Below are 22,048 nucleotides of genomic sequence, written 5' to 3' on the forward strand. Positions count from 1 at the left end.
CTTCTACATATTTACAAAATACCCAAGTCTTACCAACAGCCCCTCAAGGCCACCAACACAACCAAAAAATATGTCTAACGACTTTATACCTGCTTACCCATCCATCGACGACCTGCGCAAAAAAGCGATCAGGCGGATTCCCCGCTTTGCCTTCGAATACCTTGATGGGGGGTGCAACGAAAACATCAACCTGCACCGCAATACGGCTGATCTGCGGGAAGTACAATTGCTGCCCCACTACCTCCGGGATTTTAACGGTGCTTCGTTGAAAACGGAATTGTTCGGTATTGAGTACGATGCGCCGGTGGGCATCTCTCCCATCGGGCTCCAGGGGCTTATCTGGCCCAATGCAACGGAGATACTGGCGAAAGCTGCTATGAAGCATAATATTCCGTTTTGCCTCAGCACTGTGGCCACCAGCGACATCGAAACGGTGGGCAAAATTACTGACGGTAAAGCCTGGTTTCAATTGTACCACCCTACGGAAAATGACCTGACGGATGACCTGCTCAAACGGGCGCATAACGCCGGCGTACCGGTACTGGTTATCCTTTGTGACGTGCCCACCTTCGGCTTCCGCCCCAACGATATCCGTAACGGCCTGGCCATGCCGCCTAAGATGTCGATCCGCAACTTCATCCAGATCTTCGGCAAGCCGAACTGGGCTTTACGAACCCTCTTCAACGGACAACCGGAGTTTGCTAACCTGACACCTTACATGCCCAAAGGTCTGGACATGCAGCAGCTCGGTAAGTTTATGGACCAGACGTTCACCGGCCGGCTGAACGCCGCGAAGATTGAACGGATCCGGGAACGGTGGAAGGGCAAGATCGTCCTGAAAGGCGTCGCTAATGAAGCGGACGCAGCGGAGGCTATCCGGTTAGGCTTAGACGGCATCATCGTCAGCAACCACGGTGGTCGCCAACTCGATGCTGGCGAAGCCAGCATTCACCCCCTCCAGCGTATCGCAAAGAAATACGGTGACCAGATCGTCGTGATGCAGGACAGCGGCCTGCGCACCGGACCCGACATCGCCCGGTCCATGGCCAGCGGAGCAAAGTTCACCTGGATGGGGCGCTCCTTCATGTATGGTACCGCCGCACTGGGAGACAAGGGAGGTAACCACACCATCGCCATGCTGAAAATGCAATTGCAGCAGGTAATGGAACAACTTTGCTGCGAGCGGGTGGAAGACCTTCCTAGTCATCTCATTAGTCGTGAATGATGGAGTGATGGAATGGGAGGATAGCTACCGCAAGCGCCACGCTCTTCGCTTCGCCTTAGGTGAGCAAGCGAAGCACTGCGAACGGTCCTTGCGGTAGCCACTCAGTGACTCGCCAACTCAATGACTCATCCCCTTCACCAACTCACTAAAAACACTACTCGCGATGCCTGCTTGCCTAAGGCGAATGAGCGTAGCGAAATGAGCGGCAGCAGCGGCAGCCACTCACTAATTCACCAACTCACCAATTCACTATCTATGCTACCAAACGTAACCTCAGAAGAACACATCGAAGACATCGCCGGTGGCGAATTCGAACGCGAACCCGTACCCGCCTCGAAATGGAAAGGGTGGGGGAGTTTTCTGGGCATGTATGCCGGAGAGCATGCGGCCGGTACAGAGTTCATGATCGGCCCCCTGTTCCTGACGGCCGGGGTGAGTGCCTTCGATCTTTTACTGGGTCTGTTGATCGGTAACCTGCTGGCGGTACTCAGCTGGCGGTTCCTGACGGCGGAAATTGCGGTCAAAAACCGGCTTACATTGTACTTTCAGCTGGAAAAAATCAGTGGATCTACCCTCGTGAAATTCTACAATGTGGCGAATGGGGTGCTCTTTTGTTTCCTTGCGGGGTCGATGATCACCGTGTCAGCTACGGCGATCGGTGTTCCACTGAACATGGAGATGCCCACCCTTACGGATACGCTGCCGAACGGACCAACCTACATCATCATTGTACTGGTGGTAGGCGCGGTCATTGCGCTCATCGCTTCACGCGGCTACGATACGGTGTCTAAGGCCGCCAACTGGATGTCTCCGGTAATCGTTCTGGCCTTCCTCGCCTGTGGTATCGTGGCCCTTGGCCAGCTTGGTGTCGGCAGCTTCCGGGAGTTTTGGGACATCTGGGGTGAAGGCAGTGAGCCCTTCCCCGGCCAAATCAAGTACACCTTCTGGCACGTCATGATCTGGAGCTGGTTTGCCAACGCTGCGATGCACGTCGGCATGTCGGATCTATCCGTATTCCGTTTTGCCAAAAAGGCCAGCTCTGGCTGGACGACGGCGGCGGGTATGTACGTAGGGCACTATATGGCCTGGATCGCAGCAGCATTGCTTTACGCCGTTTACCTTCAGACGCCGGAGGCGCAAGCGATGCTCTCTGGCGGTGAAGCACCGCCCGTGGCTCCTGGACCATTAGCGTACAATGCCATCGGTTGGTTCGGCATCATTGCCGTGGTACTTGCCGGCTGGACGACCGCCAACCCGACGATCTACCGCGCGGGACTGGCCTTTCAGACGCTGATGCCGAAGGTGTCGACTTTCTGGGTAACCATTCTGGCGGGGACCGTTGCAACCATCGCCGGCTTGTTCCCTGCCTTCGCCATGAAATTGCTCGGCTTTGTAGCTTTTTACGGCTTCGTGCTGGCGCCTTTCGGAGCAGTGATTGTGTTTGAGCACTTCTTCCATAAGTCTGCCGGCATTCAGAAGAATTACGCGGAGATTGCCGGTATTCAATTCAACCCGGCTGTGCTGTGGGCCTGGGCGGTCAGCTTCGGTCTGTTTTACTTCCTGTCCTGGCAGTTCGACATTTTCCTGAGCTTCGTTACGCTGCCGGCCTGGTTGCTGTGTGGTGTACTGTTTCTGGTGTTCAGCCGGAGGTGGCAGAAGCCTGCAGCAAATTAGCAGGCGCGGCCGCAGGTGCGGAGAAAAGGTTTAAAAGGGCAAGGGGCGAAAAGAGCGGTAGTACCGTTGTTTTCGTCCCTTGCTTTTTTGGTTGGTCACCTTGCACCTGCGGCCGCGCATTATTACATTCCTCAAAACCGTCGGACGGGTGGTCCAGCCGTCCGACAAATCCTTTTGACCTGGCGAAGCCGGTTAAAAGTTTGTCTGCCGGCTAATACTAGTTTCCACTAGCTTTGCCCCTCACCAGTCTCTTCCCTTATGCTAACCGCTCCACTCGAAATTCTACACGAAGGCAAGTCCTATTACGTGATCAACAAACCCGCCGGAATTGCCACGGAAAAGAACTTTACCAACGACACAGTGGAGGCGAGGGCGCTGGTGCAGTGGAAGCGACCAAAGAGCACCAAGGACCCGTTCGTCGGCATTGTCCACCGGCTTGATCGTCCGGTTAGTGGTGCGCTGCTGCTGGCCAGAAATAAATCTACCCTGGTGGCCCTGAACCGTGCGTTTGAGGAAAAGCAGGTGGAGAAGAGTTACGTGGCCCTGACGGAAACACCGTTGCCGAAAGAAGCGGGAGAACTCCGGCACTACATTGCCCGCGATAAGTTCAATCGTAAGGCCATCGCTGCCGACCGGCCCATGCCCGGCGCGAAGGAAGCTGTATTAAATTACCGGCTGCTATCTGCAGGAACTGATCGTTACCTCTATGAAATAACGCCCATCACCGGCCGCTTTCATCAGATCAGGGTGCAGTTGTCGGCAGCTGGCGCGCCCATCATTGGAGATGTCACCTACGGCTCTACCCGCATTCATGAGCCGAACGCTATTTGCTTACACGCTCACCAGCTTACTTTTCCGGAACCCGATGGGGAAATGGTTGCTGTTGAGGCGGCGTTGCCGGTTTGGGCTACTGAGGTAGTGAGTTCTTGAGCCACTCAGTGACTCGCTAACTCATCAACTCACTTTTGTCGCATTACTACACCACCTTCCTACCTAAATAACCCAAAGCCGCTTTTTTGCGTTACAGCAATACATTGAAAATAATAACCATGAAGTTCTCCCTCTATACGCTGACCCTGCTGGTGGTCTTGCTCCTCAGCTCCACCTCTTGCGACAGTCAGAAAACTAATGCGACCTCAACTACAACTGATGAGCCGCCAGCCATGACGAAAGGTAATACGGAACCCGTTGCCGGAGTCACAATCACTGAGCTGGATTCAGGCTATGAAGGCTTTGAAAAGGCCTACTTCGCCGGTGGTTGCTTTTGGTGTACCGAAGCTTCTTTTGACCGCATTGTAGGTGTCAAAGACGTTTGGTCCGGCTACGCTGGCGGCAAGGAAGTGAACCCAACTTACGGCGAAGTTGCTGGCGGACAAACCGGCCACGCCGAAGCGATCGTGGTCTATTACGACCCTGCAGTGCGTACCTACGAGGATCTTCTGGAGGTCTTCTTCGTCGCCCACGACCCCACCCAGTTGAATCGACAGGGCCCGGACCGGGGAACCCAATATCGCAGCACAATTTTTCCCGTTTCCGAAGAACAGTACGAAAAGGCCAAGGCTAAGATCATCGCCCTTGATAAAAGCGGTAAGTTCTCCTCTAAGATTCAGACGACGATCGAGGACCCCATTGAGTTTTACATCGCTGAAGCCTATCACCAGGATTACTACGAAGATACCAGTAACCCTAATCAGGGTTACGTACAAAATGTAAGCCGGCCTAAGGTGGAGAAAGTGATGGAGGTCTTCAAGGACTGGCTCAAACCGGAGTTTGTTAAGTAACATTTACCGAAGAGCCGTAAATGCTACGTAACAAACTCCGGTTTGTAGATGGCCTGTGGCCTTGGTAGCTGCGCTTCGCGCTCAATAGTGGCTAGGAAGTAGGCTGCCGCACTAGAGTGCTCGTCTGTTAAAGAGAAAAATATTTTCGGAAGGCGTAACCGATATAACGAAGTGAGCTGCCAGATGCGGTAGCACTACCCTCTACTCACTACCGAGGCCGAAGGCCGTCTATTAAGAAAAAGAGCGCGGCGATTTTTCGTCTATAGCAGCTGCGCTGCTATCTTCGCGCCCATGGCAAAAATGTACCAACTATCCACCTGCAGCTCCTGCAAACGTATTCTCGGTGAACTCGGCGAACAGCCGGCACTTGAAGTCGTGAACATCAAGACGGAAGCAATCACCGAAGAACAGCTCGACCATATGGCTAAGCTGGCCGGCAGCTACGAGAAATTGTTCAGCCGGCACGCCCGGAAGTATCGCGCTCAGGGGCTCAATAAAAAGGAGCTGACCGAAGATGATTACCGGCGGCTGATCCTGGAAGAATACACATTCCTGAAGCGGCCGGTAACGATCGTAGGAGACCAGATATTTATTGGTAAGCAGGAGAAAGCGGTGGAGGCACTAAAGGCTGCCTTGGCGGAGTAGGAGACCTAAACGCACCATCATGAAAACGATCCCAGGAATTATCGAAGGAGAATTTGGCTGTGAATTGGATGAAGAACATAGTCTGGGTATTATGACGCATCTGGATCGCATTGTTGAAATCGGTGGGGTTGATATGTCTTTCTTACGTGGGTAGCTAAACGGGATTTGAAGGAACACTAGTCAAAGTCTCAGCGTTTTTCGAAGAATTAAGTTTAAAACAATGAAATCACCCAACCGCCACGAAATCACCACCTTCTTCCAAACCCTCCAGGACGAGATATGCTCCGCCCTGAGTGCTGCCGATGGCGGCACCTTCCGCGAAGACAGCTGGGACCGCCCCGGCGGTGGCGGCGGCCGTGCCCGCGTCCTCAACGGCCATCACGTAGAGAAAGGAGGGGTGAATTTTAGCGCCGTCTACGGTGAGCTGCCGCCTGCGGCGGCCAAAAGTCTGGAGGTAGATTCGGAAGAAACCGGCTTCTACGCCACCGGGGTCTCCATTGTACTCCATCCGAAGAACCCCCACGTGCCGATCATCCACATGAACGTGCGCTATTTCGAACTCGACGGTGGCCGTTTCTGGTTTGGCGGCGGTATCGATCTGACTCCACACTACATCGTGCCGGAGCAAGCTGCTTATTTTCACCAGCAACTCAAGGATACTTGTGACCAATTTGACCCGGCCTACTACCCCAAATTTAAGACCTGGGCCGATGACTATTTCTTCATCCCCCACCGCAACGAAACCCGGGGTGTCGGCGGCATCTTCTACGACCGCCTTTCGCCTGCCACGGAGGGAAAGGACAAGCAGACGCTTTTCGAATTCACCCAGGCGGTTGGCCGCACCTTTGCGCCGACTTACCTGGAGTTATTGGCCCGCAACAAAGATTTGCCCTACACCGAAAGGGAGTCCGAATGGCAAAAGCTTCGCCGTGGGCGGTACGTAGAGTTCAACCTCGTCTGGGACCGGGGCACCAAATTCGGCCTCACCACCAATGGCCGGACGGAATCCATTCTGATGAGCCTCCCGCCGCTGGCGGGCTGGGAGTATGATTTCCAGGCGGAGGCTGGGAGTCGGGAAGCGGAGACGCTGGCGAATTTAGTCAAGGGTAAGAATTGGTTGAACTAGGGCGAGTATCAATTTGATTCAGAGATTTATTTTGCTTAATTTCCATATGACCCCGGAGGGGTCTACCCTAATTTGCCCCGGGTGAGGCGGAACGCCGAAACCCGGGGTTGAAAAGAGCTTAGAAATAAGACGGCGCGTAGCGCCGTAACGGTCTTTGTTCCCGGCTACATACCCCGGGTAAAAGCTCGCTGTGCGACCTTTCACCCGGGGCAATTAAAGTTCGACCCCTCCGGGGTCACCTTTATTTGGTCAGTATTGATCCGGTCTTTCTGGGTCGCATTTTTCGAGCGCACGTTCAAAACGCATTCAAAAAATCCGACTTCTTCCGGCTGGAAACCGGCAGCACCGTCCCATCCTTAAGCACGATTTGCCCACCCCGCCCCCGGAGGTATCTTTTTACCTGATTGATGTTGACGAGGTAAGAGTGATGGATGCGGAAAAAGGTACCACCATCGAGCTTGTCTTCCAGAAAGCCGATGGGTTTGGAGATCAGCAGCATGGGCGCGTCAGTAAAATGTAACCGGGTGTAACTTCCGTCAGATTCTCCGTAGCGAATAGTGCTTACGTCGACGAACTCAAGCCCTTCTCCGGTTGGGAGACTGATGCGATTTGGCCTGCTGTCTGCTTCGATTCGCTGTAGTAATTGTCGGATACGGGTGCTCTGGCCGCTTTCTTCGGCGAGGGCCCGATGGGCTTTATCGATGGCTGCCCGTAGGTCTTCCCGTCCAATTGGTTTGAGAAGATAATCCAGCGCTTCAGCCTTAATGGCCTGCATGGCGTAATCTTCGTGGGCCGTGGTGAAAATAACGTGGAAGGTGCTTTCGCCGAGCAATTCCAATAATTGAAAGCCGTCGAGGTGGGGCATCTGGATGTCCAGAAAAAGGAGTTGTGGTTGATGAGAGGAGATCAGCTCTACGGCCTGTTGAGGGTCCGTGGAGGTGGCAACCACGCTTACTTCAGGGCAGTAGCGGTTCAACAAGAGTTGCAGGCTGCGGACGGCGGATGGTTCGTCATCAATAATAAAGGCGGTGAGTTCAGGCATGGGAGTCAGGTTTTGGTGCGGGTAGGATGGGGAGAGTGAGCAAAACGATCGTTCCCTGTGGTAGTCGGTCGGTGATACGATAATGGGCGCGGCGGCCGTGCAATTGCTCGAGCAGGTGCAGGCGATTACGGATCATGGACTGCCCTCGTGATCGGTGCCGCCTGCCGGCATTGATGCGGGCACTGGCTTCCCTGCCGATTCCATTGTCTTCCACCCGGCAGTGTAGAACGTCTCCTTGCCGGCTGAAACTGACGGTAAGCCGACGCTCCACTTTACTGTGACTCAGGCCGTGCCAAATAGCGTTTTCCACGAATGGTTGTACGACGAGTGCAGCAACGTGAAAATCTTCGTTAGCGGTAAGTCCGTCCTCCAATTCGAAGCGATATTGCAGGGCATTGTCGAACCGCAGCGCTTCCAACTCTACGTAGAGCCGTAGCGCAGCCAATTCCTCGCGGAAAGGAATGGCGTTTTCTTTGCTGTGGTTCAGGGTAAGCCGCATAAGCTTAGAGAACTTGATGAGGTAATCCGAGGCATCATCGCTTTTACTCCGCAGGATAAAATCATTGATGGAGTTCAGGGAGTTGAACATGAAATGGGGGTTCAACTGGCTGCGAATCGCTTGCAGCTCGGCCTCCATCCGGTTGCGGTCTTTAATTTGTAGTTGCTGGACATGAAGTGCACGTTGCAACTGGTTCCGACGGCTGCGCTGATATAGGAAGAGCGTCATGAGCCCAAGAGCAAGTAAAAAGATGGAAACCATGAGCCAGCGGGCACGGCGATCGGCGCTGATCTTTTCCTCCAGCAGGTCGACGTCGAACTGAAGCGCTTGCTTTTCGTAGCCGATGCGCTGAACGTCGAAGCGAGCGGCAGCAATGCCCAATTGCGCCTGGGTAATATTATGGTGGATACTGTCCTGAAGCACAATTTGGCGCTGACGCAGGTGCAGGGCGAGGGGTAAGGAGCCGGCAGCTTCGTGGTGTTGGGCCAGCAGGGAGATGGCCTGTAATTCCAGGTCAGGGCGCTTTTGCTCGCGGGCCAGACCACGGGCATCTCCGGCAGCGGCCATTGAAGCTACCCCCCGGCCGGAGCGTTGCAGCAGTTCTGCACGTAGCAGCAAAATGCCCGGTAGTTGTTTGCCCTGGTCCCGGTTGGCAGCTTCCCGTTCAGCTTGGTCCAGGTGATGGAGGACTAAGTCCACTTCGCCAAGTTGGGCGTAGGCCCTGGCTCGTATCAGCAGGTTAGCTGCCAACCGGTCAGAGGCGTGGTTTTGCGCTTCCAGTGCAATGGCCCGGTTGATGTACACCAGGGCAGAGTCAGGACGTTGCCGGGCGAGAAATACTTCTGCACGGCAACGATGCAAACTGCCGATGAGGCGTTGGTTGGTCAGGGCCGGTATCCGGTCCAGCGCAAGGTTGGCGTAGCGTTCTGCTCCGGCGAGGTCCTGGTTCTTCAGGCTGAGGTCGGCGAGAAAACGCAGGTCGGTGGCGATGTTGGCCGGGTCGCCGGATTCCAGATCGATGGCAAAAGACTGACGGGCGTGGCGCAGGGCGTCATCAAAATCGTTGAGGGTAGCGTAGGTGGTGGCCAGACTGTAGTTGACGTCGGCAATCTCGCGGGGCAGGCCGCTGGCTTCAGCATAAGTTAACCCCTTCAGATAATGCCTCACGGCGGGGAGGCTACCCCTTACTTCCTCCGTCACGTAGGCCAGGGCGGCATACAAGGTAGAGAGCAGGATGGCGTCGGGCAAGGGCCGCTGCTCCGCCCTGTCAATGGCGGTGGCGTACCACCGCAGCGCCTCGTCGGATTCGTTGGCATAATAATTAGCTTCGGCGCGCAAGAATGCCAACAGGGAGCTGCTTGCTCCTCCCTCCTCCCCCTGCACCTGCGGCCGCGCCCCCAATTCCTGCAACAGCAATCGTGGATCTGCCGTTGCCGTGTAATCAATCGTTGCCTTGAGCACCCGGTACCGTGCGGTATCCGTGCGGGCGGCGGCGTACTGCACCAGGATGTCCTCCACGGAAGTCGCGGGAAGCGCTCCGGCCAAAACCGGTAATGGAAGCAGCAAAAAAAGGTAAATGAGGGTGCGCATAATTGGAATACTCCAAAAGTACCGGTTGTTGGGCAATTCACCGGGCTGCTTTTACACACTTACCAAACCAAACGACACACTTATCAAACGGTACCCATTTTGGCATGTCTGTGGGCATAAGTTTGTAAACAACAATCAGCCTTTCAATAACCCAACCCATCATGAAATACTTCTTTTTACTCTTGCTGTTCAGCTTTCTTTGCCTCGGCGATCTTTCCGCTCAGGTAGGTATCAATAATCCTACCCCCAGTCAGGCGCTTGACGTGGGTGGTAAGATCAAAGTTGGCGACGACGAGATCGCCCCCGTCGCCGGAACCATCCGCTACAACCGCGTCGCCAAAACCTTTGAGGGGTATGACGGGGCGGAGTGGTCGGTGTTTAACCCGGAAGAGGATGATGGCAGTAACCCGCTGCCGAGTGGAACAGTGCTCACGGCAATAGCCAATTTTCAATTTGGGAATGAAGGTGTAATCACTGTTTCCTGGTATGATGTGAACTCGAACACTTCCTTTACCAAGGTACCACCTGGAAGAACACTTCATGTCTCCTATCTGAACTTCCGGTCATTTGGCGACCCCTATCAGTTCGTCCTCGAACCGAAGCGTTCACCGAGTCAAAGAATTGAAGAAGGCATACTTACAGCTACAGATACTAATCCGGAAAGCAATCAGGAGTTTAATGACCCCAATGGTTTTTTGTTAGTTGTTCCCTCCGGAGGGCAATTGGATGTTAGAAGATTCAATGGTTCCTCGCACGTTTACCTAAGAGGGTTTCTTCAATAGGTTGGTGACAAAACCACGGTGATTTTTCTCAATCTATTCTTTCATTCACTTCAAACCGATTAAATGAAATACCTCTTACTCCTATTACTAAGTACATTCTTTCTCAGCAACCTCCCCGCCCAGGTTGGCATCAATAACCCCGTCCCCAGCCAGGCGCTTGACGTAGGTGGCAAGATCAAAGTCGGCGACGACCAGATCGCCCCCGTCGCCGGAACCATCCGCTACAACCGCGTTGCCAAAACCTTTGAGGGTTATGACGGGACGGAGTGGTCGGTCTTTAATCCTGATCCGGAGGATGGTGGAGGTAATGTTCCAGCCAGCGGCACCGTGGTGATGTCTTTGGAAGTGTTCAATAGTGGGCAGGGCCGCACGGCTACGTTACGGGGAACTGATGGCAGCGCTCCTTTTACTACGGTTCCGGCGGGAAGAACCCTCTACATAACCTCGGTTATCGCTAGTTCGAATTTTGAATCAACATATTCTATATCTCTGTTGCCGCATGATGGGTCCCAGTCCATGGGGTACCAACAAATAATTCTTAATTCTTCCTCCTTAGGGGAGTCAATAATCTTAAACGACGCTGGTGGTCATCTAATGATTGTGCCCGCAGGAGGGAAAATTGACCTGATCACTTTCGGTACCAGATCAAAGGTTCACATTCGTGGATTTCTTCAATAACCAGTACTCATGAAAAACCTAACTCACTTCTTCTGCTGCTTAATACTGGCTACTACGACGTTACACGCCCAATACGGCATCTACGTCACCGGAGGTTCCGTAATCACCAACCAATCTGAAATTACGGTGGTTGACGGCGACGTAGAAATCATCGACGGCACCCTTTCCGGAGGAACGTTGATCCTGACCGGCTTCGCCGGCCCCGACAATAACCGGTTGATCAACCATGACCGGTTAAGCCCCCAATGGTTGCGCCTGGAAGGTGGTGCCCAAATCACCCTGGAGGGCGGAATAAGGCTGAGCGGAGGTATGTGGCTGGACCCGGACACCCACATGGAATTATTGGATGCCCGGATCATACTGGGGGACAACGCCTTTCTGGATGGGGCCACCAATAACTTCAGTGCCCCGGCTCCCGGCAGTTTCATCAGTCATGACGAAGATCATGACCCTGATAACCCCGGCCTACTTGGTAACCTAGGCATCCGGATGGAACCGAACCGGGAACCCCTTGGCCTTACCGATTTTTACCGCCATTACGGCGGTGTTGAAGTAACCAATCGCCCAACCTTAAATCGCTACTACGAGATTCGCCCAGGACAAAGTGGTGCTTCGGAGATAGAGCTAAGCTTCCGCTTGCCAGACAGTGAACTTAACGGCGCTCCCCGAGACGACATTCACCTTTACCAAAGCAGGGACGACGGGGACACTTGGGTGGAGATAAACGCAACAGACCGATTCGAGAACTTCAGCGCAGAAATTCTCCCGGATGGTCTTTTTGCTTTCGCCAACTCGGCCGTGCTTCCGGTAGAGCTGCTCAGCTTTACGGCGGAAGCTACCGGAAAACGTAAAGTCACCAACCGCTGGCAAACGGCGAATGAGGTAGGCAGTAGCCACTTCGAGGTGGAGCGGTCAGCTGGTGGCAGTGATTTTCAAGTATTGGGGCTGGTAGCTGCTGCGGGCGATAGCCAAGGAAATAGGTCCTACGAATTTCAGGATATCCATGCGCTGCCAGGAACTTCCTACTACCGCCTGAGAATGGTGGACCTCGACGGTAGTTTTACTTATTCACAGGTCGTGACGCTTAAGCTGGAGGAGGAAGCAACCGTTGTTTTGTATCCCAATCCGACCCACGCTGCGGTTAAGCTGGAGTTGCCGGAGGAACATGGGTACACGACTTATTTTCTTTATGCTTCGGACGGGCGTTTACTACGAGAGGGTATTCCGGTTGCAGGGACCAACACCGTGGAAGTCGCTACATTGCCTGCAGGGGCTTACCACCTTACGCTCAAAGGCAACGGGCAGTTGATCACGCTTCCCTTGCGTAAGCAGTAGGGGAGTCACTTTGTTCCTGTTCCAGAGCGCCTTTGGCGTGTTGCAGGTTGCAGCTACCGCATGCGGCAGCTTGCTCCGCTCGTTATTTTTAAAAAACTCCTTTGAAAAAAATGCTGAAAAAATTTGCTTGAGTTGTCTGTGGCATTTTTTTTCCTGCAACTCCTGCAACTCCTGCAACTCCTGCAACTCCTGCAACTCCTGCGGCTTTTCGACAGAAAAGCCTACCTTGCCATTGATGCAGCACCTGGTAAAATCCATCGTAACCCACCTCCGGTACCTCTACCTGGGTAACCGGTTCTTCCTGGTACTGGGAGCCATCGTCGTGCTTTCTGCTATTGGCTTTTACTGGAGCTTCTTTTTTTACCTGGCCATTGCCGGACTCATCGCATTATTTGGTCTGACCGGTTATGATACTTATGTACTTTACACGGTATCGGATAAGGTATCCGCAGCGCGTAAAACACCAAAAGTGTTTTCGCTAAGTGATGAGATGCAGGTGCGGATTCAGCTGCATAATGCATCGAGCCGTAAAGTTGATGTGGTACTAACTGATGAACTACCGGCTGAACTACAGATCCGGAATCATCGGATACCTTTTGTGTTGGCGCCTGACGTTGATCGGGAGCTCACTTACCCCATCAGGCCAATGACCCGGGGAGCCTACGAATTCGGTGACCTGAATCTTTTCCTGACGACCGACTGGAAACTGGCCGAACGGCGTCTGGTTTTTCCCGCACAAGAGACGGTGCCGGTTTACCCGAGCATCTTGCAAATGCAGCAATTTGCCCTCAAGGCCAAAACAACGGTTCCCGCCCAGGGGCGGAAGCGGCTGCGACGCCTGGCGAAAAGCTACGAGTTTGATCAGATTAAAGAATATGTGCTGGGGGATGATTATCGCAGCATCAACTGGAAAGCAACCGGTCGCAGGAATACGCTGATGGTCAACCAGTATGAGGACGAACGCGCGCAGCGCGTTTTCTGCTGCATCGATAAGGGGCGAACAATGTTAATGCCATTTAATGGTCTTAGCTTGCTCGACTATGCCATCAACGCCACGCTGGCGCTAAGTAATGTAATCCTCACCCGCGAGGACCGCGCGGGGCTGCTGACTTTTGCCGATAAGATCGGTACTGTCCTCCCCGCAGACTCCAAACCTGACCACCTCCGTCGGATCATGGAGGCCCTGTATCGCCAACAGGACCAGCAAAAGGAATCGAACTACGACCTGCTCTACTACGCCAGCCGGAAATTACTGGGTGGTCGAAGCCTGATCATTCTGTTTACAAATTTCGAGAGCAATTATGCCCTCGACCGGGTCCTACCCGGTCTGCGCCGGATCGCCCGCGCGCATCAACTGGTGGTTGTACTGTTCGAAAATACGGAGATCGCCGACCTCCTTAACGAGACCACCGAGGGCGTTGAAGATGTCTATCTCAAGTCCACCGCCCGTAATTTCCTGCAACAACGGGAACTGATGGCAGCACGCCTACGGCAGAACGGCGTTAAGGTGGTGTTGACGCCACCGGATAAGCTGTCTGGTGCGGTAATTAATGAATACCTGGAACTTAAGCGCAGAGGGGTGGTTTAGGCGCGGCACTTTTGTCTAAAATAGTCCGGGGAAAAAAGCATCTTCAATATGTTCCAAAGTATGCCTCCCATCTTTATGTAGAAGGATCGAGATAATGTCAAATCGTACCTCCCAGTCGTGTCCAACTTCCCGCATGTAGGCGGAAGCGGCTTTGCTCATGTTCTTTTCTTTGGTGGCAGAGACGGCTCCCGATGGATGCCCCCACTTGAGCCCCTTCCTCGTTTTTACTTCCACAAAAATGAGGCAATCGGTTTCGTTCTTAACGATCAGATCCAGTTCGACCCGTTTATAGCGATACCCTATGGCCTCTACGGTATACCCATGCTCTTCCAGGTAGGACTTGGCGATGGCTTCTCCCCGCTGACCGGTTTTCTGGCGCTCATTCATCGCTGATAAGGTTATTCCGGTGCATAGAAAAAAGGGATAATATAATCCTTATACGTATATATACCCTTTGGGCTATCGGGGTCTTCCGGTCTGACCCTCCTCTTTAAACGTAACCGGTGCATTCCTGGTGTAACGTCACGTAATGAGAAATAGGCAATCAACTCGGGTAAGGGGGAGCCATAAATGGAGGAACCAATCATGGCGTTTTCTGGGTCAACAAGCGTGCTGTCAAGTTTAAGTTGAAGATGGTCCAGGAGACAGCGAACCATAATACTGTCTTCACCAGGTATTAGGTTGCGACCGGATCCTCCCCGCATGGATTTTCCGAGACTACGGCCAAAATTATATCCATCTGAGAAACTCGCGTTGCCTACTGTATCCTGCTGTTGCAACTCCCCGTCTTGAAATAAGGAGCAGTTTAATTGCAAAATTTCGGAGTAACTATCATAAAGCGGGAGCCTGACTTTCAGGACCTTATCGGTAATGATGTCGGAAGGGAGGATCACCCTCGCCTTAGTAGGTATAAAACCGTCCTTGTCTTCATAATATCGGTCATTTATGGCATACCTCTGATCGGTCTCCATATCATAGTCTGCACGGTTGATGTAGGAGTTGAAATTCATTATCCTGCCAGGAATAATAATAATCACCAAGAGGTAGGGAATCACCAGCCAAATAAGGCGTTTACCCCATTTATTACTGATGATGGCGTAATAGAGTGGTCGGTACAAGCGGGCCAGGGTCAGCCATCCCATGGCTCGGTAGAGGGGATAATAAATCCTGGACTCCCCCCGCTTCACCATTCCTCCGGTAATGAAATCTATTAAGTAGATACTGGAAAAAAGTACGTAAACCCCCGCTACAAAAGTGCTGATTATCGCTCCGGTAAATCCAAAGGCAGCCGTAAGGGAAGAAATTATCAACCCCATGATTGAGGTCCAGGTGAGGACCCCAAAAAGAATGGTGATCATAAGAAAGGTAATCGCAAAAATCAGACTGGCTGATGTGTCCAGGCGATTGATGTACGCGTCGAAATTACCATTTCGCTTACGCAAAAAGCGATCGAAAATAGGATGATAACGTTGTGCCAGGTAATCTTCTTTACCGATCACCCCTCGGATGGTTAACGCGCCAATCCACAGGCAACGAACTACAACGTTTAGGAAGAAGTGGAAGATGACCACAAAATAGGCGAGGTGAGTACCTTCCAGCAAGCCTCTGCCAAGGGTGCCAAGGCTTCCGTAGTTAGATAGAATATCACGCCATTTGACGATAAAATCATGAAAAGCATCTGCACCGGAGATCATCCCCGCAAGGGCAAAACCAGTTATGATTAATTCCAGTTGCCAGCTTTGTCGCTGCAGCATACTGATTTTATCCTGGTTGAGATCTTGTGGGGTATTATCAAACATTATCTAGGTGTTATTCCGGCTAAGTTAAACAACAACTTGCAGTCCTTTGCAGACACCCTCGCGTCTTATTCGACGAAAACAACTTTTCCAAGGACCTTTCCTCCAGTTTCCAGAAAATAGATGCCCGCTGCCACAGACTGGCCACCAAGAGTTTGCCCTTTACCTTTAAGAACAATGGTCCCTTCCACGTTGGTAAGGCACCACTTCGTTTCGAAAGGCATGCCTTCAAGGCGAACATCAGTCCCCGCTCGGGCAGGGTTTGGGTAAACATTAATCTGGTCTTCACCTCCAGCAAAAATTACCGTTTTTACTTCGCTCAGGTTTTCCGTTCCGTCATGGTCCCGCTGCCGTAGGCGGTAATAATGAAGGCCCTCGCCCGGCACTTCATGGGTGAAGGCGTAGGTCCCTTCGCCAGCCTCCACGAAACCGACGGGCGCGAAGGCTCCCCGGTCAACGGCATGTTCTACGTCCCAGCCAAGGTTGTCTGTTTCTTCAGAAGTCGACCAACTTAACTGGCTATTCTTACCATCAGATTCCGCCTCCCAGCTGAGGTAAGTTACGGGGAGGGAGTTGAAGTCGTTTACCCGGACCACGTACAGTCCGGTGATCTCGTCACTCACCAGGATGTTGCCGGAAGGAAGGTAGGGATAAGCTCCCCATGCACCGTCCACGTAACCCGTACCGGTAGGCGTCGTGTCGTAGTAAGCCAGCCGCCGCGGAGCGGCGGGATTACGTACATCCCAAACCTGAACGCCGTCTCCGTAATAACTCAGTACCACCAGGCTGTCACCCAGGTAAAATGGATTATGCGCCAGGCTGGCCATGTTTGGCGCCAGGAGGGTAGACCGGAAAACGGAAACAACTTCCATATCCATCGGGTCCTCGACATTGACAATCTTGACTCCCCTGTTAGTAGTCTCGTCACACATGGCCAGGTACTTACCGTTCGCTGATCGCCAGCAGCTGTGGTTGTATCCACTCTCCACGTAGTTGTTGAGGATACCTAATTCAACGGGGGCCGTTACGTCGGAGACATCGTAAACGTACAGTCCCCTTCCTTCTGAGTTGCCGTACATCGTGTCGTTGACCACGTAAGCATCGTGCATATATTGACCATTGTTGGTCAGGTCAACCGAGGCGATGAGTACGGGAGAAGTCGGATCAGCAAGGCTGTAGGCGAAATATCCCTCGTTGGCAGCCGCGGCGTTGGTGCCGAAAGCGTACATACGTACCGGACTGGCGGTAGTGTCAATGAAGATGTTATGGCATTTAGTAAACTCGTCAGTAGACCGGTAGATGATTTCTGCCGAGGTAGGAAGATTGCTCAGGTCAATGATCTGTAGACCATCGTTGGCCTGGACATCCGTTACACAATAGGCATAGTCGCCGTAAACTTTAATGTCCCGCCAGGTAGAGCTGGAGTTTGGCGCATCGTTTAGGCGAGCGATTTCGGTAATGTTATTTGGATCAGTTACGTCAAGGACGTGAACGAATTCCCGGCTGCCGATCAATGCGTATTCCCGGCCGTTGGCGGCGTAACCCCAAACATCATTGTAGCGTATCCGGTTGAATGGCAGCGTCGGGTCGTGCCAGTTGCCGAGGCTGACCATGTTTTGGGAAGTCTGGGCCGAAAGTGGGGCCAGATAGATCAAGGCGAAAATAATAGTAAGTAAGTATTTCATTCTTAGTAGGTCAAATCTTCAGACAAAGATATGACAAGCAATGGGTTAGTGTCTGGAAATCAAGGGGCTTAGCGCGACTACGACTTTAAAACAATTTCCAGATGAGCCAGATGATGTAGTCCGTGCCAGCTGTAATTGGCGGCCAGCGTATCCAATCGGTACGTCCAGCCACTACCCGGGTGGTAGGCGGTGCGTTCCCACTGGGCGACGGAGCAAGTGGCAAGTAAGGTGGCCCATCGCAGGTGCAGGCCGCGTAATATATCGAGGCTTGCCTCGATGGGGGCTGCGGTTACATCGGACAATTCGGCCCAGCTTACCTCGTCGTATGGAGCAATGGTTGGGTGCTCTTCGGTCAGCGTTCGCTTGTGGCGAACGTAGGCGTTTGCGTGGCTGTCTGCAAGGTGATGAATGACCTGCCTGGCCGTCCATCCGCCTTCGCGATAGGGTACGTCCAGTTTGCCATCCACCTTGAGTTGTTGGGCAATAAGGGCGACTTTTTGGGGGAGTTCACCGATGTTCTGGACGTAGGTGTCACGGTTGGCGGCAGCCACTTCGTGGTCGGGAAGGGTAAAAGGGCCGATGGGGTAACGCATGAGTGAAGGGGGAATGGATGAAGGGGAGAAGGAGCTGCCGCAGGCACCGTCTGCGACGCTGCGCTTACTCACCTCGTATGATTGAGGGGGAATGGGGGTAAGTTACGGACATTGCTGTTTTTCTGCAGGGGACCAATAATCATGATTTGGCGGGCCCGCAGGTGCAGAGGGAGGTATTGAGGCAAGGAAGGTAAGCGGCATTCTCATGCTGCAAACCGCAAAAGGGTTGGGTTTCGGTCCTAATTCATAACAAGTTCAAACAAGTTGATGGCGCTGGTATTCAATGCTTTTTTGCCTTAATTTAAGTGCAAACAAACCACCCCCCGTCATGAGCGCGAAGCATCTGTTGCCCCTACTTTACGCCAGCTTATTTGGTGTTCTTTTCATCCTCGCTTTGACAGTGGGGTATGCCATGTCCCAGGATCACCAATCCGCCGCACCTCAGGTGATTGATGGCGACGGGGTGCCGCCCAGCGCTGCATCGGCTGCTCCGGAGTTTCAGCTAGGTAAAAACACCTGGAATACCAACGGGTGCGGTGCCTGCCACAATAAAAACATGAAGGATATTGCCACCGCCCCCGCCCTCGGTGGCGTCACCGCCCGCTGGGCGGCCTACCCGCGCGAAGACCTTCACGCCTGGATTCGCAGCAGCCAGCGCCTGATCAGCGAAGGCCACCCCCGCGCCAAAGAACTTTGGTCAGCGTGGAAACCAAGCGTCATGTCGAACTATAAACTGGAGGACGAGGAAATTGAAGCATTGTTACATTATATCGAGGCACAGTATACCGGGAGGCCGTAACTGCCGCTCGCTGCGATCGTGGGGTGCTCACAGAGGTTAGCACGGAGGGAGGCACAGCGGAAGCACAGCGTTTTTTTGCACCTGCGTTAATCCGCGAAATCTGCGATTCAATCTTTTGCGCGGTTGTGCTTAGTGAAACCTTTAGTGCCTGAGTGCCATGACGGTTCCCTGCCTTGTTGTGGCCGCACTACCTGCGTATTAGGTCACCTCGTTGTTAAACTCACCTCAGAGATTCCTCAATCCCCTGCCCGAAGGTGAGCAGGCGCAGCCCCGCGAACGCTACCTGCGGCAGCTCCTGCTCCCCTTCACCCCCTTCTATAAATCAAAAAAGCCCCCCGACCGTAGTCGAGGGGCAAATAATGTGGTATGTCAGAAAGCTTTATCAGGGAGCTAATTTTTGACTTGGAGGTCACATATTAACTACATTTCTTAAGGGGAAAAGGAGCATTGTTTAGCGGCCAAGGATAAATGTCGGCCAAATGACTTGTCGAAAGTAGGTGTTTTTACCCATTGGGCCAAGGGTTTTTCCGCTTATTTTTTTAATAGACAACCCCATCGTCGTGGGGTACTAAAGAATTTTCTGCTTAAACGGGCTTAATTTTGACCTAAATTACCTTGTCGTCAAATTCTAACGTTTTATGCGAAACTACTTTCCTGTGCTCCTTCTACTGCTTCTTTGCACCAGCGTCAGCGCCCAGAAAAGCCTGCTTCATTCTGGCCCGATGTTGGGCTACTGCGAACAACGGGAAGTACTTATCTGGGTTCAGACTAATGCCGCAGCGACCGTGCAGGTAGCCTATACTGATGACGATGGCGTGAAGCAAATGACGAACTCCGTAACTACAAAAAAGGCCGAAGCCTTTACGGCAAAACTTATTGCTGACGAAGTACAGCCCGGCCAGCATTATACCTACGATGTCTTCATCAACGACCAACGGGTGAAACTGGATTATCCCACCGAGTTTACTTCCCAAAAAATATGGCGATGGCGCCAAGACCCACCCACTTTTACCGTTGCGCTGGGCAGCTGTACCTACATCAACGAGCCCGTATATGATCGCCCCGGAGCAGGGTACGGAAGCGAGTATGAGATTTTCCGGTCCATCGATCAAAAGAACCCAGACCTGATGATCGCCCTGGGCGATAACATCTACCTGCGGGAGCCAGATTGGTACACCCGCACCGGCTACCAGCACCGCTACTCCCACACCCGTAGCCTTCCGGAGATGCAAGCCCTGCTGGCCCGCACACACCACTATGCGACCTGGGACGATCACGACTACGGCCCCAATAACTCGGACCGAACCTGGGTACATAAGGAGCTTGCCAAAGAAACGTTCGACCTCTTCTGGGGGAACCTCACCAGTGGCCTGCCCGCCAGTAAAGTAGCCACAGGATCTGCCGGTATCACGTCTACTTTTCGCTACAACGATACCGATTTTTTTCTGCTCGATAACCGAACTTTTCGCACCCCTAACGACCAGGATCGTGCCGATAATAAAACGGTGCTGGGTAAGCCTCAACTTGAGTGGCTCATCGAAAGCCTGATCTTTAGTGATTCTCCGTGGAAAATGGTCTGTATCGGTGGCCAGGTACTTAATACCTCCAAACGCGGAGAAACTTACGTAAATCTGGCACCAGAAGAGCAAAAATACCTGCTCCGCCGGATCAATGAAGAGAAAATAAGCGGCGTTGTCTTTCTTACCGGTGACCGCCACCATACCGAGCTCAGCGAACTGGAATTACCGAACGGCAACATGATCTACGACGTCACAATTTCCAGCTTAACGGCCGGAACCGGCTCTTCGCGCGACGAGCAAAACGATTATCGGGTAGACGGGACGCTGGCGGTCGAACATAATTTTGGTATCCTTACCTTCTCTGGTCCGCTAAAACAGCGAAAACTTGAAGTGTCGGTTTTCGATACCGAAGGGAAGAAAATATGGGATCGCAGCCTGCATCATTAGATGGGAGCAGCAGGGAACAAATACAAACGCCTCCGGTAAGTTATTTACCGGAGGCATTTGTTGTAAGGGCGAACTTCGAGTGCAGGGAATAGCCCCCGCAACAAGACAGGGGACCATTAAGGCACTCAGGGCTACACTAAGCCTAACCCTGCAAAAGATTTGAAGCGCAAATTTCAACAGGTTTCGCAGATTATCGTAGCTGCGAAACGGCCTCTGTACTTCCTCCGTACCAACCTCAGTAAGCACCCACAAGCGCAGCGAGCTGCTACTTGCGGTAGCCTACAAGCGGGAAGCGCAACTAAAAAGAATGTAAGCGAATCGCCTTGTCGTTTATTTAGTCCTTAAAGACTTCAACGTCCCGGTTCTTAACCACCAGGTCCGTGAATTTACCCTTGAAGCGGGTAGCCTTCACAATGTGGTTGTCGATCCAATGGTAGTTGCCGCCACGAGGCTTACCCATCAGCATGGCGTGCCATTTGAAATCGTGCTTCTTGAGCCAGTATTCGGTGATTTCGCGGTGCTCTTCCGTACGGGAAGTAAAGAAGGTGATGATGTGACCTTCCTCATGCCACTTATTGACGATGCGCAGGGCATCGGGGTAGGGGAGGCAGGTACCCATACGCTCCGGCTCCTCGTTAGGGATGTCGTCGCAGATGGTGCCGTCGATGTCGATCAGGAAATTCTTTACACCATTGGGCAGAATCGGGCTGATCAATTCGCCCTTTTCGTTGAAAGTGGTTTCGAGGGTAGTATCCATTTTTAAAGTTTGTTTGGGGGCAACAGCGGTTTGCTGCAAAAATGCTTTTGAATGCTTAAGTTAAACGCAAAGGTAAGGCTTCGTGTGGTTTAGGACGACCGTTTAACGATTTGGATACTTTGAAATTTTATCCCGTTTACAAGGCCTAAGCAGGTCATGGGAAGCATGTTGATGCTTTATGATGACAATTTGGGCGGGGACGCAGGTGCAAGGACGGTTTTGGAGCAGCTTGCTTCGCTCCTTGTTGCAGAGCGCCTTCGGCGCGTTACAGGGTCGCTTCGCTCCGGTTGCAGGAGTTGCAGCTACCGCAGAAGGCAGCTCACTTCGTTCGTGAAAAGGCATTTTTTTTAAAAAAAAACACCGAAAAATTTGCTTGGATTGCCTGGGGCAATTTTTTTCTGCAACCCCTGCAACCCCTGCAACCCCTGCAACCCCTGCAACCCCTGCAACCCCTGCAACCCCTGCAACCCCTGCAACCCCTGCAAC

The 22,048-nt window shown here is 52.8% G+C and carries 20 protein-coding genes; 13 read left to right on the forward strand and 7 right to left on the reverse strand.

Annotated elements, in window-relative coordinates; genetic code table 11:
- The first annotated feature begins 70 nt into the window (after positions 1-70).
- The 7 genes from B036_RS0125500 (at position 71) to hemF (ending at position 6,451) form a co-directional block, all read left to right on the forward strand.
- Positions 71-1,225, forward strand: a complete 1,155-nt coding sequence (locus tag B036_RS0125500) for an alpha-hydroxy acid oxidase (protein WP_020571573.1) — start codon at positions 71-73, stop codon at positions 1,223-1,225.
- 255 nt (positions 1,226-1,480) lie between these two features.
- Positions 1,481-2,899, forward strand: coding sequence for a purine-cytosine permease family protein (locus tag B036_RS0125505; RefSeq protein WP_044103842.1), 1,419 nt, complete (start codon positions 1,481-1,483; stop codon positions 2,897-2,899).
- Positions 2,900-3,157: 258 nt separating this feature from the next.
- Complete coding sequence (locus tag B036_RS0125510; RefSeq protein ID WP_020571575.1) at positions 3,158-3,829, forward strand: RluA family pseudouridine synthase; 672 nt, start codon at positions 3,158-3,160, stop codon at positions 3,827-3,829.
- A gap of 119 nt (positions 3,830-3,948) precedes the next feature.
- Positions 3,949-4,680, forward strand: coding sequence for a peptide-methionine (S)-S-oxide reductase MsrA (msrA, locus tag B036_RS31120; protein WP_020571576.1), 732 nt, complete (start codon positions 3,949-3,951; stop codon positions 4,678-4,680).
- Between the two features lie 291 nt (positions 4,681-4,971).
- Positions 4,972-5,325 (forward strand): arsenate reductase family protein, encoded by a 354-nt coding sequence (locus B036_RS0125520; RefSeq protein WP_020571577.1) that lies wholly within the window; start codon positions 4,972-4,974, stop codon positions 5,323-5,325.
- Between the two features lie 19 nt (positions 5,326-5,344).
- Positions 5,345-5,479, forward strand: coding sequence for a hypothetical protein (locus B036_RS34490; protein WP_020571578.1), 135 nt, complete (start codon positions 5,345-5,347; stop codon positions 5,477-5,479).
- Positions 5,480-5,545: 66 nt separating this feature from the next.
- Positions 5,546-6,451: an oxygen-dependent coproporphyrinogen oxidase gene (hemF, locus tag B036_RS0125530; RefSeq protein WP_020571579.1), complete on the forward strand. Its 906-nt coding sequence runs from the start codon at positions 5,546-5,548 to the stop codon at positions 6,449-6,451.
- 295 nt (positions 6,452-6,746) lie between these two features.
- Here hemF and B036_RS0125535 read toward each other — a convergent pair whose 3' ends face one another.
- Both B036_RS0125535 and B036_RS32690 read right to left on the reverse strand, forming a co-directional pair.
- Positions 6,747-7,493, reverse strand: a complete 747-nt coding sequence (locus tag B036_RS0125535) for a LytR/AlgR family response regulator transcription factor (protein WP_020571580.1) — start codon at positions 7,491-7,493, stop codon at positions 6,747-6,749.
- Positions 7,486-9,582 carry a histidine kinase gene (locus B036_RS32690; protein WP_020571581.1) on the reverse strand — a complete coding sequence of 699 codons (2,097 nt, stop codon included), beginning with the start codon at positions 9,580-9,582 and terminating at the stop codon, positions 7,486-7,488. Before B036_RS32690 ends, B036_RS0125535 begins: the two co-directional genes overlap by 8 nt.
- Positions 9,583-9,743: 161 nt before the next feature.
- Between B036_RS32690 and B036_RS0125550 the strand changes: the two genes are divergently transcribed.
- The 4 genes from B036_RS0125550 to B036_RS0125565 all read left to right on the forward strand — a co-directional run bounded on the left by B036_RS0125550 (position 9,744) and on the right by B036_RS0125565 (position 13,965).
- Positions 9,744-10,364 (forward strand): hypothetical protein, encoded by a 621-nt coding sequence (locus B036_RS0125550; protein WP_020571582.1) that lies wholly within the window; start codon positions 9,744-9,746, stop codon positions 10,362-10,364.
- Between the two features lie 63 nt (positions 10,365-10,427).
- A complete protein-coding gene (locus B036_RS0125555; protein WP_020571583.1) occupies positions 10,428-11,042 on the forward strand; it encodes a hypothetical protein in 615 nt (204 codons plus the stop codon).
- A gap of 9 nt (positions 11,043-11,051) precedes the next feature.
- Positions 11,052-12,377: a T9SS type A sorting domain-containing protein gene (locus tag B036_RS0125560; RefSeq protein ID WP_020571584.1), complete on the forward strand. Its 1,326-nt coding sequence runs from the start codon at positions 11,052-11,054 to the stop codon at positions 12,375-12,377.
- Positions 12,378-12,612: 235 nt separating this feature from the next.
- Positions 12,613-13,965, forward strand: coding sequence for a DUF58 domain-containing protein (locus tag B036_RS0125565; RefSeq protein WP_020571585.1), 1,353 nt, complete (start codon positions 12,613-12,615; stop codon positions 13,963-13,965).
- A 15-nt stretch (positions 13,966-13,980) separates the two neighbouring features.
- On the opposite strand, the gene B036_RS0125570 is transcribed toward B036_RS0125565, so the two are convergent.
- From B036_RS0125570 to B036_RS0125585, 4 genes are all read right to left on the reverse strand, one after another.
- Positions 13,981-14,352 carry a YraN family protein gene (locus B036_RS0125570; protein ID WP_020571586.1) on the reverse strand — a complete coding sequence of 124 codons (372 nt, stop codon included), beginning with the start codon at positions 14,350-14,352 and terminating at the stop codon, positions 13,981-13,983.
- Positions 14,353-14,363: 11 nt separating this feature from the next.
- Entirely contained in the window at positions 14,364-15,764 is a 1,401-nt protein-coding gene (locus B036_RS0125575; protein WP_020571587.1) for a hypothetical protein, read from the reverse strand.
- Positions 15,765-15,829: 65 nt separating this feature from the next.
- Positions 15,830-17,446: a choice-of-anchor B family protein gene (locus B036_RS0125580; protein ID WP_020571588.1), complete on the reverse strand. Its 1,617-nt coding sequence runs from the start codon at positions 17,444-17,446 to the stop codon at positions 15,830-15,832.
- A 77-nt stretch (positions 17,447-17,523) separates the two neighbouring features.
- Positions 17,524-18,039 (reverse strand): YfiT family bacillithiol transferase, encoded by a 516-nt coding sequence (locus B036_RS0125585; protein ID WP_020571589.1) that lies wholly within the window; start codon positions 18,037-18,039, stop codon positions 17,524-17,526.
- Positions 18,040-18,367: 328 nt separating this feature from the next.
- Here B036_RS0125585 and B036_RS0125590 point away from each other — a divergent pair, with 328 nt between their 5' ends.
- Positions 18,368-18,838, forward strand: a complete 471-nt coding sequence (locus tag B036_RS0125590; RefSeq protein WP_020571590.1) for a c-type cytochrome — start codon at positions 18,368-18,370, stop codon at positions 18,836-18,838.
- 656 nt (positions 18,839-19,494) lie between these two features.
- Positions 19,495-20,805 (forward strand): alkaline phosphatase D family protein, encoded by a 1,311-nt coding sequence (locus B036_RS0125595; protein WP_245557510.1) that lies wholly within the window; start codon positions 19,495-19,497, stop codon positions 20,803-20,805.
- A 334-nt stretch (positions 20,806-21,139) separates the two neighbouring features.
- On the opposite strand, the gene B036_RS0125600 is transcribed toward B036_RS0125595, so the two are convergent.
- The gene (locus tag B036_RS0125600) at positions 21,140-21,562 is read right to left on the reverse strand and encodes an LNS2 domain-containing protein (protein ID WP_026232350.1); all 423 of its coding nucleotides are present in this window, start codon (positions 21,560-21,562) and stop codon (positions 21,140-21,142) included.
- Positions 21,563-22,048: the final 486 nt, after the last annotated feature.

It is taken from the genome of Neolewinella persica DSM 23188 (assembly GCF_000373105.1).
Classification (GTDB): domain Bacteria; phylum Bacteroidota; class Bacteroidia; order Chitinophagales; family Saprospiraceae; genus Neolewinella; species Neolewinella persica.

Coding starts and splice junctions, on each gene's coding strand:
- B036_RS0125500 (WP_020571573.1), top strand. CDS start 71: ATGTCTAACGACTTTATACCTGCTTACCCATCCATCGACGACCTGCGC.
- B036_RS0125505 (WP_044103842.1), top strand. CDS start 1,481: ATGCTACCAAACGTAACCTCAGAAGAACACATCGAAGACATCGCCGGT.
- B036_RS0125510 (WP_020571575.1), top strand. CDS start 3,158: ATGCTAACCGCTCCACTCGAAATTCTACACGAAGGCAAGTCCTATTAC.
- msrA (WP_020571576.1), top strand. CDS start 3,949: ATGAAGTTCTCCCTCTATACGCTGACCCTGCTGGTGGTCTTGCTCCTC.
- B036_RS0125520 (WP_020571577.1), top strand. CDS start 4,972: ATGGCAAAAATGTACCAACTATCCACCTGCAGCTCCTGCAAACGTATT.
- B036_RS34490 (WP_020571578.1), top strand. CDS start 5,345: ATGAAAACGATCCCAGGAATTATCGAAGGAGAATTTGGCTGTGAATTG.
- hemF (WP_020571579.1), top strand. CDS start 5,546: ATGAAATCACCCAACCGCCACGAAATCACCACCTTCTTCCAAACCCTC.
- B036_RS0125535 (WP_020571580.1), bottom strand. CDS start 7,493: ATGCCTGAACTCACCGCCTTTATTATTGATGACGAACCATCCGCCGTC.
- B036_RS32690 (WP_020571581.1), bottom strand. CDS start 9,582: ATGCGCACCCTCATTTACCTTTTTTTGCTGCTTCCATTACCGGTTTTG.
- B036_RS0125550 (WP_020571582.1), top strand. CDS start 9,744: ATGAAATACTTCTTTTTACTCTTGCTGTTCAGCTTTCTTTGCCTCGGC.
- B036_RS0125555 (WP_020571583.1), top strand. CDS start 10,428: ATGAAATACCTCTTACTCCTATTACTAAGTACATTCTTTCTCAGCAAC.
- B036_RS0125560 (WP_020571584.1), top strand. CDS start 11,052: ATGAAAAACCTAACTCACTTCTTCTGCTGCTTAATACTGGCTACTACG.
- B036_RS0125565 (WP_020571585.1), top strand. CDS start 12,613: ATGCAGCACCTGGTAAAATCCATCGTAACCCACCTCCGGTACCTCTAC.
- B036_RS0125570 (WP_020571586.1), bottom strand. CDS start 14,352: ATGAATGAGCGCCAGAAAACCGGTCAGCGGGGAGAAGCCATCGCCAAG.
- B036_RS0125575 (WP_020571587.1), bottom strand. CDS start 15,764: ATGTTTGATAATACCCCACAAGATCTCAACCAGGATAAAATCAGTATG.
- B036_RS0125580 (WP_020571588.1), bottom strand. CDS start 17,446: ATGAAATACTTACTTACTATTATTTTCGCCTTGATCTATCTGGCCCCA.
- B036_RS0125585 (WP_020571589.1), bottom strand. CDS start 18,039: ATGCGTTACCCCATCGGCCCTTTTACCCTTCCCGACCACGAAGTGGCT.
- B036_RS0125590 (WP_020571590.1), top strand. CDS start 18,368: ATGAGCGCGAAGCATCTGTTGCCCCTACTTTACGCCAGCTTATTTGGT.
- B036_RS0125600 (WP_026232350.1), bottom strand. CDS start 21,562: ATGGATACTACCCTCGAAACCACTTTCAACGAAAAGGGCGAATTGATC.